12 protein-coding genes are annotated in these 14,685 nt (G+C 44.2%); 5 read left to right on the forward strand and 7 right to left on the reverse strand.

The genetic code is table 11. The features are described 5' to 3' along the window. Positions 1-2: 2 nt before the first annotated feature. Positions 3-1,553, reverse strand: coding sequence for an N-acyl-D-amino-acid deacylase family protein (locus ACPD8L_RS02240; RefSeq protein ID WP_423941651.1), 1,551 nt, complete (start codon positions 1,551-1,553; stop codon positions 3-5). A 62-nt stretch (positions 1,554-1,615) separates the two neighbouring features. After that, positions 1,616-2,494 carry an aminotransferase class IV gene (locus tag ACPD8L_RS02245; RefSeq protein WP_423941652.1) on the reverse strand — a complete coding sequence of 293 codons (879 nt, stop codon included), beginning with the start codon at positions 2,492-2,494 and terminating at the stop codon, positions 1,616-1,618. Positions 2,495-2,661: 167 nt separating this feature from the next. Between ACPD8L_RS02245 and ACPD8L_RS02250 the strand changes: the two genes are divergently transcribed. Then, complete coding sequence (locus ACPD8L_RS02250; protein ID WP_423941654.1) at positions 2,662-3,798, forward strand: formylglycine-generating enzyme family protein; 1,137 nt, start codon at positions 2,662-2,664, stop codon at positions 3,796-3,798. Between the two features lie 25 nt (positions 3,799-3,823). On the opposite strand, the gene ACPD8L_RS02255 is transcribed toward ACPD8L_RS02250, so the two are convergent. The 4 genes from ACPD8L_RS02255 to ACPD8L_RS02270 all read right to left on the reverse strand — a co-directional run bounded on the left by ACPD8L_RS02255 (position 3,824) and on the right by ACPD8L_RS02270 (position 10,201). Further along, positions 3,824-5,770 (reverse strand): OmpA family protein, encoded by a 1,947-nt coding sequence (locus ACPD8L_RS02255; RefSeq protein ID WP_423941655.1) that lies wholly within the window; start codon positions 5,768-5,770, stop codon positions 3,824-3,826. 11 nt (positions 5,771-5,781) lie between these two features. Continuing rightward, positions 5,782-6,708, reverse strand: coding sequence for a PorP/SprF family type IX secretion system membrane protein (locus tag ACPD8L_RS02260; RefSeq protein WP_423941657.1), 927 nt, complete (start codon positions 6,706-6,708; stop codon positions 5,782-5,784). Positions 6,709-6,741: 33 nt separating this feature from the next. After that, a complete protein-coding gene (locus ACPD8L_RS02265) occupies positions 6,742-9,522 on the reverse strand; it encodes a T9SS type B sorting domain-containing protein (RefSeq protein WP_423941659.1) in 2,781 nt (926 codons plus the stop codon). A gap of 205 nt (positions 9,523-9,727) precedes the next feature. Then, positions 9,728-10,201: a CAP domain-containing protein gene (locus ACPD8L_RS02270; protein WP_116219047.1), complete on the reverse strand. Its 474-nt coding sequence runs from the start codon at positions 10,199-10,201 to the stop codon at positions 9,728-9,730. Between the two features lie 369 nt (positions 10,202-10,570). Here ACPD8L_RS02270 and ACPD8L_RS02275 point away from each other — a divergent pair, with 369 nt between their 5' ends. From ACPD8L_RS02275 to ACPD8L_RS02290, 4 genes are read left to right on the forward strand one after another with little or no spacing between them, the layout of a single operon-like run. Then, entirely contained in the window at positions 10,571-11,092 is a 522-nt protein-coding gene (locus ACPD8L_RS02275) for a 5' nucleotidase, NT5C type (protein ID WP_116219046.1), read from the forward strand. Positions 11,093-11,100: 8 nt separating this feature from the next. Continuing rightward, a complete protein-coding gene (locus ACPD8L_RS02280; RefSeq protein ID WP_423941662.1) occupies positions 11,101-11,829 on the forward strand; it encodes a carboxylesterase family protein in 729 nt (242 codons plus the stop codon). A 5-nt stretch (positions 11,830-11,834) separates the two neighbouring features. Then, positions 11,835-12,560, forward strand: a complete 726-nt coding sequence (locus ACPD8L_RS02285) for a M15 family metallopeptidase (protein ID WP_423941664.1) — start codon at positions 11,835-11,837, stop codon at positions 12,558-12,560. An 11-nt stretch (positions 12,561-12,571) separates the two neighbouring features. Continuing rightward, positions 12,572-13,501, forward strand: a complete 930-nt coding sequence (locus ACPD8L_RS02290) for an alpha/beta hydrolase (RefSeq protein WP_423941665.1) — start codon at positions 12,572-12,574, stop codon at positions 13,499-13,501. Here ACPD8L_RS02290 and ACPD8L_RS02295 read toward each other — a convergent pair. Then, positions 13,498-14,682 carry a THUMP-like domain-containing protein gene (locus tag ACPD8L_RS02295; protein ID WP_423941667.1) on the reverse strand — a complete coding sequence of 395 codons (1,185 nt, stop codon included), beginning with the start codon at positions 14,680-14,682 and terminating at the stop codon, positions 13,498-13,500. The genes ACPD8L_RS02290 and ACPD8L_RS02295 overlap by 4 nt on opposite strands. Positions 14,683-14,685: the final 3 nt, after the last annotated feature.

Here is a 14,685-nt window from a genome sequence, read left to right on the forward strand (position 1 = left end):
TTCTATTGTTTTCGTAATACTTTACCGGAACGGGCATCTACAAAACTGCCATTGTCCACGGTTATACTTCCATTTACAATGACAAAAGGGATGCCTTCCGGGTATTGGTGCGGTTTTTCAAAAGTAGCTTTGTCAATAACGGTTTCAGGATTGAAGATGACCATATCTGCCTTCATGTTTTCCTTGATTTGTCCTCTGTCCTTTAGTCCTAGGGTCTGTGCGGGCAAAAGGGTCATTTTCCGAATGGCTTCTTCAAGGGATAAGGTTTTTTTCTCACGTACATAATGTCCGAGTACTCGTGGGAAGGTACCGTACCATCTGGGATGGGGGTGGCCCATACCGGGTTCCACCAAACGCCCATCGGAACCTATCATGGTCTGTGGGTGTTGCATGATCCGTGTTACATCTTCCTCGGCCATGGCATGAAAGACGCAGGCAGCCCCTCCATTCAATTGGGCCTCAATGACCAACTCTGCACCGTTTTCCACCGTGGGCTCCATTCCTTTTTGTTCCACCCAATATTTCAATGTTTTTCCCTCCAGTTCGGGTTGCCATTCCACTTTTGCAAACTGAATACGGTTCAGGTCGGAACCACCTCTATCGTTTAAAATATTGAAGACAATCCCATTTCGGATACTGTCCCTGAGTATGGGGTCCGAAACCCTTTTTTCAAAAGCTTCCAACCCTCCGGCCATGGACCAACTGGGAATGATGACGGATATTCCGGTATAACTGGCGGTATAGGGATACTGGTCCATTTTAATGTCCAACCCCTTCGTCCTTGCAGAATCTACCATGGCCAGCGTACGGGAACTTTTCCCCCACATGGGTTTTCCAATGGCCTTGTGGTGGGTGAGCACCACGGGAATATCGGCCTGCTCTGAAATCTGGATGGCTTCCGCAACAGCATCAAAAAGTCCCAGACCTTCTTCCCGAAGGTGGGAAGTATAGATTCCACCATATTTTGAAGCTACCTTGGATAGGGCAATGACCTCTTCCACTTTCGAAAAAGTACCTGGCAAATATTTAAGTCCAGTGGAAATTCCATAGGCTCCCACCTGCATGGCACTGTCCACTTGAGCCTCCATGGCTTTTTGTTCGGTTGGGGTGGGAGTTCGGTTTTCCAACCCCATGATGTTCCTTCGAATGGTATTGTGCCCTATCAAATAAGCGACATTCATTCCGATGCCTTTGGCCTCAAGACTGTCCATAAAAGACCCCAATGGCCATGGGGAGCCCCCATCGGGTCCACCCAATGCTGTGGTGACCCCCTGCCTTACGTGGCTTTCACAGGAAGAAAGTTCCATAATGGGTTCCAAATGCGTGTGCATGTCTATAAAACCAGGGGCAACGGCAAGTCCTTGGGCATCTATGGTCCGGGTGGCGGTGGCATTGTCCAAATCACCGATCATAACGATCATGGAGTCCTTAATCGCAATATCGGCCTTGGTCGGGGTGTTGCCAGACCCGTCGTAAACCGTTCCGTTTAAAATCAGAAGATCGTAATTGTTGGTGCCTCCACATGAAAAAATGAACAGGAGGCATAGTCCCATACCTATTTTCTTTAATGAATCAAGGTAGGGAAGGGTATTGGTTTTTCTAAAATTGTGCATGGTTATACTATCAATGTTGAGGAATCCAATTGCTTGAGTTTGGCGAAGGCTTCCTGTAGTTTTAAGGTTGTTCTTCCAATGGCGTCCGGAAGATGGAATCGGTGTTCCCCAAGCTGAGCAATCGAAGCAATTTGGGTGGTGGTACCGGTCAGGAAGGCTTCATCCATTGCGGAAACTGAATTGGCGGCAATGGGTTCTTCCACCACAGGAATCCCCAAATCCTGGCACAGTTCCAGTACAATCTTTCGGGTGACACCATTTAAAATGTGTTCGTTGGCCGGATGGGTGTACACTTTTTCATCCTTTATAAAAAAGATATTGGTATGGGAACCTTCGGTAATCATTCCGTCCCGGACCAGTACGGCTTCATCCGCGTTTTGGTTCATGGCCATTTCATTGGTCATGACATTGCCCAGCAAGGAAATGGACTTGATATCACATCGGTGCCAACGAAAATCGGGTTGCAGAATGGCCGCTATATTTTTTGTGTTGATATGGGGAAGTGAAAAAGGTAGGGCATACATCATGGTTGTAGCTGGGAAACCTTTTGGATAGGCATGCTTTCTTGGGGCCACGCCACGGGTCACTTGCATATAGATCAAACAGGACTTATCTTCAAGGGAAGCGGCTTCGAGCAAAGGAGCAATTTGTGCCTCCATTTGGCCAACATCATAAAAAATGTTGATTTTGTCCAAATTCTCTTGCAAACGGTCTAGATGGGCTTTCTTGTAAAATATGCCATTGTCCAACTGCACCATGACCTCATAAATACCATCGCCAAAAAGAAACCCGCGATCAAATACCGATATCTGGGCAGCATCAGAGGAATAAATGGTCCCGTTCAGGAAAACCTTTTCTGGAAAATTACCTTTTGGAAGCATAGTTTGTGGTCAGTTTTGAATGGTATTGCTTGTGAAGGTAACGGTTATTTTCCTAAATAAAAACTCGATTTTGACAGGGCTGGGGGAATCTTTTACGGCTTAGATTTAATACCTTGCAAGGGTAACAGAATTGGAAGTCATAATAAAGTTTTAGGAAGGTATTTCATATGGAAGTAAACATAAGGGGTGTGTATCGCACAAGTGGATTTTTAATGGTATTGATTGCCCTGTCGTTATTAAGTTGTGGAGAAAAGGAAAAGAGGCAAAAAGAAGATGACAAGGAACCCCAAGTAGAGGAGAAGTTGGACCTTTCCTCTTTGGATACTGTACCTCCTATTGCTATTCCCGAAGGGATGGTATGGATTCCCGGTGGGGTATTTGTGCAGGGTGCTGTTTCATCCGATAAAATGGCCATGCCCCATGAGAGCCCCGCCCATGAAGTTGCGGTAGACGGTTTTTACATGGATGCGCATGAGGTTACCAATGCCCAATTTGCCCAATTTGTGAAAGAAACGGGATATATCACCGTAGCGGAACGGGAGATTGAATGGGAGGAAATGAAGAAGCAACTCCCTGAAGGAACACCCAAACCCCACGATTCCATTTTACAGCCCGGTTCGTTACTGTTCAAAAAAACAAAATCCACGGTACCTAATCTCTATGACTATTCCCAATGGTGGAAGTGGGGTATCGGTACCAATTGGAAACATCCCGATGGACCGGAAAGTTCCCTTGAAGGAAAGGAGAACCATCCCGTGGTACACATTGCTTATGAGGATGCCATTGCGTATTGCAATTGGGCGGGAAGGCGATTGCCCACGGAGGCGGAATGGGAATTTGCGGCCCGGGGCGGTAAGGAAGATGCTATTTTTTTCTGGGGTACCGACTTGGAACAACTCAGTTCAAATGCCAATACCTGGGAGGGGGAGTTTCCGGTGGAAAACCTCAAGACTGATGGGTATGAGAAGCGCGCCCCAGTAATGTCCTATCCCCAAAACGGGTATGGTCTCTATGATATGGCCGGTAATGTATGGGAGTGGACCAATGATTGGTACAATACCCAATATTATGGCCAACTCCAAGCCGAACAGCAGTTGGCTCTAAATCCCCAAGGAGCCTCAAGACCCTATAATGCCACCAATCCCTACGCCCGTGAAAAGGTCATTAAAGGCGGGTCTTTTTTGTGCAGCGCCTCTTATTGCGCCAGTTACCGAATTTCAGCACGGATGGCCACCAGTCTGGATTCTTCTTTGGAGCATTTAGGGTTTAGGACTGTTCTAGATCCAAACATGATCAAGGAGTAAACTACTCGGGAACAGCCCTATTGCACTATTTACGGGCGTTTTGGTCACCCAAATCCTTTTCCACAATGATGAAATCCGATCGGCGGTTGACCAGATGTTCCTGTTCACTGCACCTGACCCCATTGGAGCAATGGTTCTTGAGTTGGTACTCTCCATAGCCTTTTGCACTTTCAATCCTATTGGAATCAATGCCTTTGGCAATCAGGTAACGCATGGTGGACTTGGCCCGGTCATCGGACAATTTTAGATTGTATTGGTCGGAACCCCTGGCATCGGTGTGCGATTCAATCTTGATTTTGATGCCGGGAAATTCTCGCATGGCAAAGAGAACCTTTTCCAACTCAATTTCTGCACGGGGGGTAATATCAGACTTGTCGTACTCAAAATAGATGGGATTGACCTTTATTTTTTCAACATTCCCGTCCTTAACGACCAAGCTTTCAAAAGGGGTTAAATAAATCATGTTGTTCGTTGAAGCTGTTTGGGGATTTTCGCCAGTGGGCACCATAATTTCCTTTTTCACATATTTTGGTTTGATGAACACCAGTTTATTTTCCTTGTTGCATGGTAAAACAAAACTGAAGAATCCGGTTTCATCGGTTTTCATGGCATCCAAAAGCCCTGTGTTCACATCGTAGAGTTCAACACTTGCCAGAGGAATGGGTTCGCCCGTTTTTTCATCCAGCACATATCCAGAATACTCAAGACAATCAATGGGCTTGGCCTTTTTTAGATAGTAGATGTCGTCATCCCCGGCACCACCAAATCGGTTGGATGCAAAATAGCCATCCCCGGCACTGTGGTCCATCACCAATGAAAAATCGTCCATATTGCTGTTGATGGGCTTGCCAAGATTCTGGGGTAGACCGTAACTGGATTTGGACTTGATCGTTGAGGTGAAAATATCCAGCCCTCCCAGACCATAATGGCTATCCGAGGAGAAATATAGGGTGTTGCCATCCACAAAAGGGAACATCTCCCTGCCCCGGGTATTGATGGTCTCCCCCAAGTTCATGGGTGGGGTAAGGGCATCACCTTTCAAGCCAAGTTCAACCACGTACAGGTCGCTTTCTCCATGCCCCCCGGGCATATTGGAAGTAAAATATAGATACTTGCCATCCGGGCTCAAAGCCGGATGTCCACACGAGTATTCCTTACTGTTGAAGGAAAGGGAAGTAACATTGACAAGGGTATTTGCATAAATAGTTCCTTTTAGGATCTGCATATTGGAGAGCCCTTCACTGTTGGCATTCAGTTTGTCTTTTTTGATGAAATTCCTGGTGAAATAGATGGATTTGGACCTTGGGTCAAACGCCACATTGGAATCGTGAAAAGAGGATTCCAGGTTTTCCAGAAACTTTTCAGGGACAAATTGTGACATGTGGGGGTTGGTAAGGTATAGGTCCAGGTACGGTTGATTGTTCCACGGATACAGTTTTCCATTGGACTTTAGGGTGTCCCTAGCCGAGGCAAATACCAGCATATCATCATAGATTGAAGGGGCAAAGTCTGATTTATCACTATTGAATTCCAAATTTTGAACTTCATATTTGGGGTTTTTCAGCAAAAGACTGTCCAGATTCTTTTTTTGGGCCATGATCATATCCAATCGGTTTTGATCGGAGTAAAAATCACGTAGAAGCATATCGGCTTCAGCAGTTTGCATACTGGCTTTTAGGCACTGGACTAGTTTGATGATGTTGTTTTCACCCATTCTTTTGCCTTCAATGGCATAGAGTTTCTGATACCAATCCTTGGCTTTTTGGTATTCATTCCGGTTGAAATGACTGTCAGCCAATCTTTGGATCACATGGACGGAGGGCTTGCTTTTCCGCATGGCCAAATCTTGATAGAGCACAATGGCCTTTTCAAATTTGAAATCGTTGAACAGTTGATCGGCCTTTTCCAATTTGCTTTGTGGAAAAACACTGGTAAAGACAGATAGTGTTAGGAAGAGTATTATTTTTTTCATCATGGTGCTTTTTAAAAAAATCTGGGCGACAAAGCCCTTTTGTTGGCATCAAAAACGGTGTATTTCAAAATGATTTCGTGAGAACCATCATTATAGTTGTCCAATCCTGATATGGAATAATCATAGGCATAGCCTATAAAGAATTTTTTGGCCAAATGGAAACCGACCAATGCACTGAAGGCATCATCGTAGCGATAGGCTAGTCCAAGGCTTACTTTTTCCTGAAAGAGGAAATTTGCCGAGACATCCACGGTCAAAGGGGCTCCGGAAACATGTTTGGTCAAAAAAGCAGGTTTGAATTTAATTGTATTGGAAACATCCCAGACATAACCTCCCATAAGATAATATTGACTTTTTCTATCGGTCACAGCAACCTCATTGTCATTATAGATCTGAGAGTTCATAAGGTTGTCACTGGACAGTCCCATATACCAGTTGGAACCATAGAAGAAGGCGCCAATCCCAAATATGGGTCTGGTCTTGTTCAGGTTTTCAGCAAATATGGGGTCTTGGTCATCCGCGTAATTTCCCTTGGACCAATCAATGGATAGGATGTCCAATCCGGCATTCAGGCCGAGGGAGAGCTTGGTCTGTGGTCCTGTTGGAATCTCATAGGCAAAGTGCCCATTGATCTTTACATCATTGGAAGCCCCGATCTTATCATTGATGGCTGTTAGTCCTAGACCAATTCGTTTTCCTGTTCTCCCTTGTACGGTAAACGATTGTGTTTCTGGAGCGCCATCTATGCCAACCCACTGTGTTCGATAGAGTACATTGGCCTCAAAATTACCCGAGGTGCCTGTATATCCTGGATTGAGTATCGTGGTATTGTACATGTATTGGGTGTATTGTGGGGCTTGTTGCGCCTGTATTTTGGTCAGTGGTATGACCAAAACCAGACCTATGAGTATGCCGAGATTCTTTATGTTGATGTTCATAATTGTTGGATTTATAGGTTTGGAATTTGGATTTTATCGTGCCAGTTGGAGCCAGCCCACAAGATTTCTGTTGAGCTCGGGAATATTCACCACATAATAGTAGGTGCCAGAAGGGAGGTGTTGCCCTTTACCCATGACACCGTTTACATTGGCAATCCCATCCCAATTGTTTTGATAGTCCATGGCCTCGAAGACTTTGTTGCCATTCCTATTGAAAATCTGGAGTGTATTGGAATAGTTTTCTATGCACTCTATCTCAAAGAAGTCGTTGTACCCATCATTGTTTGGGGTGAATTCGTTGTAAACCTCCAAGCAGAACTCTTCACCCAATACTTCCCCGCAGTCTTCAACTTCCACTTGTAATTCTGTGGCTTCGGTCGGTGTACAACTGGTGCTGTCCTCATATAGAACACTGATTGAAGTGTTTTGAAGTTCGGTCCATATGACCGTGGCACTGGCATCGGTTGTACCTCCACCATCGACTATGGTTCCTCCTGTAACAGTCCATGTGTAGTTCTGTTTTCCACTTTCAGTGGAGTAGGTGTATTGTTCTTCTTCCAAACAGGCTTCACTTGTTTGTCCCGTCAAGGTAATAGGTTGGTCTTCCAAGAGGGTGACAGTAATACCAATCCTCGTCAAGACAGATATGGGGATATCCAAAATACCGGCAAAGTAAACTGAGCCATCAACCAAGGGGGTGTTAAGGTCAAGTGCAACGGAGGTATCCAAACTATCAAAGAATACAATATCGTTTCCTGTGACTTGCAAATCCAATAAAGTAGGATTACTTGAAGCACAGAAAATTTGAAGAAGATCATCCACGACAAGTTCGGGAAGGTCTACGGTAATATCTCCGGTCAGGGTGCAAAGTGCCCCTTCCAAGAATACCTCAATGAGGCCATCAACATCCAAAGCCACGTCGGTACCATCGACCACAATATCAAAATCCAAATTGGTATCCAAGACCCCTGTGTAGATCTGCCCATTGATGAAAAGGGAAACCGTATCCCCAACATTGGCGTCACCGTTTACCGATCCGGTTAGGTTATAGGAGGGTGTCCCTTGAAAAAAGTCAATCAGATTGGATAGATCAATGACGGGAGTTGAGTCAATGGTAATGCTATTGGTCGAATCAATGATGTCTACCGTGGCTTGGGCCAAATCTCCTGCAGCATTCTCACAGCCTGCTGTAGCTTCGGTAATGCGCACGTAGAAATTATAGGGTCCACCAGCTTCATCCAGGCCGGTAATGGAAAGGGTGCCGTTTGGGGCTATGGAATAGGTAACAGGTCCTTGCACCAGCCCATTGGTAATTTCGTTGGTGGCATTGGCATCAAAATACCAACTGTAGGAGCCATTGATCGTACTTGAGGGAACTAGAGTCACAATACTTGAGGAACAGATTGGGTTTTCATCTCCGGTAATGTTTATGTCACCTGCCGTTGGTATATCAACCACGGTAACGGTAACGGGCACCCTTGGAGATTCCTCGGGACAGCCCGGCTCGGCTGCTGCCACATAATAGGTAGTGGTGGTGTTCAACACGGGAGTTGTATAGGCTTCCCCAGAGTTTACGGTATCCAAAAGGTTTCCGCCGGTTTCGGCATCATACCATCTTAGTTCGTTGCCTCCGGTAGTTGTGGCTATCAGGTCAACGGAGTTTCCGGTACAAATGCTCACATCTTCCGAATTGGCATCCAGTACGGGTAGGGCTGGAGCCCGATAGATATCAAAAATCTGCAATTGCTGTTCCAAGGCAACATTCAACAAAGATGATAGACGGACAGTAATTCGAGTTGCCTCATCACCTGGTGCAACGGCAATGGTTGCTTTTTGACCACCTTGTAGCAATGTTAAGAGATCTAAGGTCAATATATTGTTCAGGCTCTCTGTGTAAAAGGGGGACTCAGCACCATTTTGGGCAATTACCTCAATGGAACTGGCCACTCCGGCTTGTAGCAAAGAAGGGTTTATGGCCAATGTGATATAATAGTTATCATCAGAGTTGGAAGGTGTGTCAAAATAGGCAGTCTGTTCTATACTTGCAGCGACACCCAATATGCCGAGACTCAATTCTGAAAATGTATTTGCATCACCATCAAGTAACAAATGGGGATTGGTGACACCCGCCCCGCCCAAGTCCAGTAGGTCCAAAGTGAGCCCAGTACCAGTATAAGAAGTATATGTGGGGAGACCGCATGAAGCCAATCCTTGATTGTGGAAAGCTCCAAAAACACCCAAGGTCTTGGTATTGTTGAGTCCAAGCAATGCCCCTATCTGGTTGGTCATCCGTATGCGGTTGTATTGAGCATTCGGAGTAATGGCCATAAAGTAGTCATTGTCCACATTGGTCACTACTTTCATTTGGTCATTGGTAAAGGCGTTGGCCACTCCTGAAGCCTCTTCAAGTATGGTAGTATTGCCATTTTTGGCGGTCACTGTAAATTCTTGATTCCCTATAAGGATCGCACCTGCAATGTCCGATAGGAGTCCTCCAAGGCTTCCCCCTAATAGGTAGGGAAGAAGATCATCTTCGGTTTCCAGTTTAACATATGATGTGGTATTGGGATTTAAAGCAGATGGAAACTCCATTTCCAAGTGGCCGGAATAGGCTCCAACTCCCAATAAGACACCTGTGCTTGCCCTAACCGAAGCATTGGTGGTCAAATTGTCGTCAACGGCATTTGCGGAGAGATCTACTTCGTCTTCGCTTACGATGGTTGGAGCAAAGGTCTGCCCTGTAACGCTTAACGAAACAGTCAATAGCATTATGAGAAATACGCAATAATTTTTCTTAAGTATTATTTGATCCATATCTAAAGCACTTTATTTTTGTATATAACAGAAAAAAATGTTAAATATTTTGAATCGAAGGAAAATACTTACTTAAAAATAAGGAATTTTGAATAAATAATTGATTTACAGTATATTGATTGTTTTCACTCTTTAAAAGGGTTTAGAGTGAAATTTAGTTATGCTAACAAGAAAAGTATCTAGTGGCAGGCCATCAAAAAAGTTGCTATCTGTAAAAGAGTTGCGTAAAATACAGTACCCCTTCAGGGTCAGATTTAATACTTACTGCAGTAAAGTCATAATCCCCTTCCATTACTTTTTGGTGGGTTGGACTTTTGGACCATGCATCAACCAAAGCTTCGGCAGAAATATATCTACGTCCAAGGTTTTCAGCAACGTGACTTGCGTTGGTCTCCATGGCCAATTCAGACGAGCGTTTTTCAAAATCCTTATGGCTTATTTCCCCATCCTTGACCATGGTATTGGTATGGGTTGTGGCATATGCGTAAGCCGTGACATTAAACTCTAAGGCAGTGAGGTTTTTAGAAAGGCGATATTCATTCACAAGGTGCAAAACTTCCATTTCCATATCAGTGGCCGTGCTGGCTACAAAGAAGGCTTCTTCCTCATCTGTGGAGGAGGTGCTACATGAGATAAAAAGTACAGACAAAAACAGTAAGGGAACAACAGCGAATTTCATTCTTTTCACAGCGAATTTTTTTAAAATCGTGTGCAAAAGTAGCTTGCTGTTCCAGTTAAAAAACCATCAAAGTGAGTACTTTATATAAACGGTGGATAAAAGGCGATGAAGTGCATGCTTTTCAAGTTTCACCCTGTGGTATGGCCAATAAAAATAACCCCTTATCGATAAAATACAGTCCGCCCTCCAACAGGGATTTGGTCACTATCCCATGAAAAAAAATCATGGAATGGAATCAATCAAAAGAAGAATATCAGTGAAGGTTTTATTTTATTGTGAAATCAAACAAAACAAGGTCCAATGATTATCATTCTGTAAATTTCTTTTGTTTGTTTTGGATTTTGCCGTACTTCATCAAAAAAACGAAATATGATCATTTTTGTGGATATGGATGAGGTGATTGCGGATACCTATGGAGCGCATTTGGAATTGTACAACTCAGAGTTCAATACTCAAATAAAACTGGAAGACTGCCATGGAAAGGGAATAAAACAATGTGTTCCCGAAGAGCATCTGGAACTGGTAAGGGGATATACTGCGCGGGATGGGTTTTTTAGAAACTTAGAGGTATTTCCCGATAGTCAGGAGGTTTTGAGGGAACTGTCCAAGGAACATGAGGTATACATTGCCTCGGCTGCCATGGAGTATCCAAATTCTCTGCGTGAAAAATCGGATTGGTTGGATGAGCATTTTCCATTCATTCCTTGGCAACATCGAATCTTGTGCGGACATAAATATATTTTGAAGGGAGATTTGCTGATTGATGACCATTCCCGTAACCTTAAACCCTTTGAAGGTAGAAAAATCATGTTCACTTCTCCCCACAACATGCGTGAGACCGAGTTTGAACGCGCAGATAACTGGAAGGAAATCGCAGCCAAACTTTTGTAGATTTGTGAATGCGATTATTTTTTAGGGTACCCCATACATTGCTTTTAGGCACTTTTTTACTGTTTCAGGCCTGTGCCGCCCAATCCAATCTGATAGAAGGACAACAATTGACCATAACCAAGGAAACCCTACAGTATTATCTATATTATCCCGAAGATTATTTGTTCAACCCTTCGCAAACCTATGGTTTGTTGCTCTTTTTGCACGGAGGAGGGGAATCTGGGGAGTCCCGGGAAGAATTCAAAACAAATGCCCCCCCAAAACTTTTAAAAGAAGGCAAGCAATTCCCTTTTTTAATATTGGCGCCTCATAATCCCCATGAAAGAAAATGGTGGAACACGGAAGCCGTTATGCAACTTTTAGATTCCATTGTTGCTGAAAACAGGGTCGATATAAATAGAATATACCTCACAGGGATAAGCAGGGGAGGTAATGCCGTATGGGAAATGGCCACCCAATACCCGGATAGGTTTGCAGCCATGGCCGTGGTATGCGGCATGGCGCCCTTACCATATGCCCATTGGATTGACAGGGAAATGCCCATTTGGGTGTTCCATGGCGAATTGGATGAAACCATCCCGGTCGAGGATTCCGATGCCATGGTGGAAAAGCTTAAATCAATGAATTACAATATCCAATATACAAGATATAAAGGGGTAGGCCATAATGTATGGGACAGGGCTTACACCACAGATTCTTTGTATACTTGGTTGGCCAAACAAAAACGGATAAATTGAATGTTATGAGATATTGCATTGTGCTCTTGGGATTGATTTCTATTTTCTCCAGTTGCCATGAAAAACCCAAGGAAGCCAAAACGGCGGAACCGGTTGAAATGATGGCCAAAGAGCTGGCAGACTCCATCGTGGTCCAAGAACCTGAAAAAGGATTAAGAACTTTTGAAGGGCTGGCGGACACCACTTTCGTGCGTTTGGCGGATTTTAGCGACGACTTTGCCTATGACTTGAGATATGCCACCGAAAATAATTTCTTAAAGGCGAAGGTATACGACTGCGCAGAGTGTTATACCCGGGTAAAAACAGCCAAAGCGCTTATCAAGGCCAATGCCGATTTTAAAGAGAAGGGAGTAAGAATAAAGTTTTTTGATTGTTACCGACCCAATTCCGTTCAATATAAAATGTGGGCCATTGTACCTAACCCCCAATATGTGGCCAATCCAGAGAAGGGGTCGATCCACAACAAAGGAGGTGCGGTGGATATTACTTTGGAAGATTTGGAAGGAAACGAATTGGATATGGGGACGGACTTCGACTTTTTTGGAAAAAGGGCCTATCATGACAATCTGGACTTGCCAAAGGAAATCTTGGAGAATAGAAAGTTGCTGAAGGAAACCATGGAGGCCCATGGGTTTTGGTCCATCAGGACCGAATGGTGGCATTATAATCTTTCGGCCGGTTCCAATGATAAAGTAGCCAACTTTAAATGGGAATGTCCAGAGCAAGATTAAATGAAAATACAATGAAGGCAACAAGAATAAAATTTCTGTTTTTGGTGATGATGTCCCTAGGTGTGTCGGCACAAGATGCTATTGTGCCACTTTGGCCCAATGCAGTGCCCAACCAAAAAACGGACACCAATGAAAAAGAGCAAGTAGAATATAGGGAATCAGGTATAATTTGGATTACCAATGTTCAAAAACCAACATTGGAGGTATACCTTCCTGCAAAGGGAAACGCCAATGGAAAGGTGGTGCTCATCTTCCCTGGGGGTGGGTATTCCGGATTGGCGTACGATTGGGAAGGTAGGGATATAGCCAAGGCCCTAAATGGAAACGGCGTTGCTGGAATTGTGGTGAAGTATCGGTTGCCACGGTCAAAATCGATTGTGGCAGACCAACAAATAGTTCCCTTGCAAGATGCCCAAAGAGCCATCAGGATGGTGCGGAGTAAAGCAGAGGAATGGAATTTGGCAAAAAATGAAATTGGCATCATGGGATTCTCAGCAGGTGGACATGTGGCTTCTACCTTGGGAACGCATTTTGGGGATATAGTGTACCCAGCACAGGATGCTATTGATGGAATTTCTGCCCGCCCTGATTTTATGGCGCTGATCTATCCGGTGATTACCCTTATGGAGCCCGCTGTAAATATGGGGTCACGGGAATCCTTGGTGGGCAAGGAGCCAACTATGGAACAATTGAACTATTTGTCCAACGAGAAGCAAGTAAAGGCCAATACGCCGCCTACTTTTTTACTGCACGCAGCAGATGATAATCCGGTGCCTGTAGAAAACAGCCTCATGTTTTTTGAAGCGTTGAAGGCCCATGATATTTCGACTACTATGCATATTTATCCTTCGGGTGGGCATGGTTTTTCCTTGGCACACAAGGATAAAAGATTAAAAAATTGGCTGGACCTGTTTGTTGCTTGGCTAGATAATTTGGATTAATCCAATTCTTTGGAACAGTCAAGAACTACTAAAGAATCATCATGGTTCTTGGTAAAGAACAGGTAGCGGTCGCCGCCATCCTTGATTTTGTGCTTTTTTCGCAGTTCTGCCACGGAAAGTGGAAAGTTTCGGGTGGTGATGTTGGCCTTCGTTTGGGAAAAGCTTCGCAAGGTCTTTTTTGAATAGGGGAGGACCTGTATTATGGAGAACTTTCTCCCAGGAAAGTCCACCAGTGTTTCAGACGTGTACAAATGGGAGTGCTGATGCAATTTGGACAATCCATGTTTCTCCCCCACAATTTTAAACCCCCCGGATTTTAGAATAGCAGCATTGGGTTCATATAGGAATTTTTGCGGTTCTCCCAATTGTCTGGTACTTGCTTTTTCCTCATCGAGGATAAAGTCGAAAACAACTTCTTTGTCTTGGGTGAGGTTGATGGTTTTGATCATGACATCCCCCGTATAATTCTGCTCCAACAAGTAGAGCAATTCCTTTACCTCATTGTTAACGGCCACCACATGGATCTCTTTTACATAACTAAGTTCCTCCAAACCTTGGGCGAGATCTAAAATTGGGGAAACTTTGATGAGGATATTCTTGGTACGGTTAAAAAGTAAGGGGAGGTGTTCGGGAATATTGGGAAGGCAATCCTTGAGCAAAAACACCTTTCCAATATGTTCATTTCTTCGTGAGGGATCTACAAAAATCCAATCGTATTTTTGGGAATGGTTTTGTACATAGTGGATGCCATCTTCAGGAATGCAAGTGATATTTTTTTGTCCTAAAACCCCAAAATTATAGGAGGCAATTTCACTGAGTTCCTTGTTGATTTCACAATGAAAAACGGCTTCCATTTTTTTGGAAAAAAAGTAGGCATCCACTCCAAATCCTCCGGTAAGGTCAAGCAGGTTTTTACCCACCACCAAGCTTGCTTTATAACGTGCCGTTCGCTCGGAACTGGTCTGTTCAATGTTGAGCTTATTAGGGTAATAAATGCGTGGTGCGGCAAACCAGGCAGGGAGCTTGTCCTTGCATTTTTTCTTGGCCTCGAGCTGCTCTACCAATTCTTTTTGGGAAATCCCTTCAAAGAGGGGTTTTTGGAGCAAAACTGACATCGTGTCAGCATTCCAATTTTCATGTATAAATTCTTGTACACCAGTATGTAATATCAATTCATTCAAACT

The organism is Flagellimonas algicida (genome assembly GCF_049629585.1).
Lineage (GTDB): Bacteria > Bacteroidota > Bacteroidia > Flavobacteriales > Flavobacteriaceae > Flagellimonas.

What these genes read in the sequence shown, in the direction of transcription:
- ACPD8L_RS02265 (WP_423941659.1), bottom strand. Translation starts at nt 9,522, where the DNA reads ATGGATCAAATAATACTTAAGAAAAATTATTGCGTATTTCTCATAATG.
- ACPD8L_RS02250 (WP_423941654.1), top strand. Translation starts at nt 2,662, where the DNA reads ATGGAAGTAAACATAAGGGGTGTGTATCGCACAAGTGGATTTTTAATG.
- ACPD8L_RS02290 (WP_423941665.1), top strand. Translation starts at nt 12,572, where the DNA reads ATGAAGGCAACAAGAATAAAATTTCTGTTTTTGGTGATGATGTCCCTA.
- ACPD8L_RS02285 (WP_423941664.1), top strand. Translation starts at nt 11,835, where the DNA reads ATGAGATATTGCATTGTGCTCTTGGGATTGATTTCTATTTTCTCCAGT.
- ACPD8L_RS02245 (WP_423941652.1), bottom strand. Translation starts at nt 2,494, where the DNA reads ATGCTTCCAAAAGGTAATTTTCCAGAAAAGGTTTTCCTGAACGGGACC.
- ACPD8L_RS02275 (WP_116219046.1), top strand. Translation starts at nt 10,571, where the DNA reads ATGATCATTTTTGTGGATATGGATGAGGTGATTGCGGATACCTATGGA.
- ACPD8L_RS02280 (WP_423941662.1), top strand. Translation starts at nt 11,101, where the DNA reads ATGCGATTATTTTTTAGGGTACCCCATACATTGCTTTTAGGCACTTTT.
- ACPD8L_RS02240 (WP_423941651.1), bottom strand. Translation starts at nt 1,553, where the DNA reads ATGGGACTATGCCTCCTGTTCATTTTTTCATGTGGAGGCACCAACAAT.
- ACPD8L_RS02260 (WP_423941657.1), bottom strand. Translation starts at nt 6,708, where the DNA reads ATGAACATCAACATAAAGAATCTCGGCATACTCATAGGTCTGGTTTTG.
- ACPD8L_RS02270 (WP_116219047.1), bottom strand. Translation starts at nt 10,201, where the DNA reads ATGAAATTCGCTGTTGTTCCCTTACTGTTTTTGTCTGTACTTTTTATC.
- ACPD8L_RS02255 (WP_423941655.1), bottom strand. Translation starts at nt 5,770, where the DNA reads ATGAAAAAAATAATACTCTTCCTAACACTATCTGTCTTTACCAGTGTT.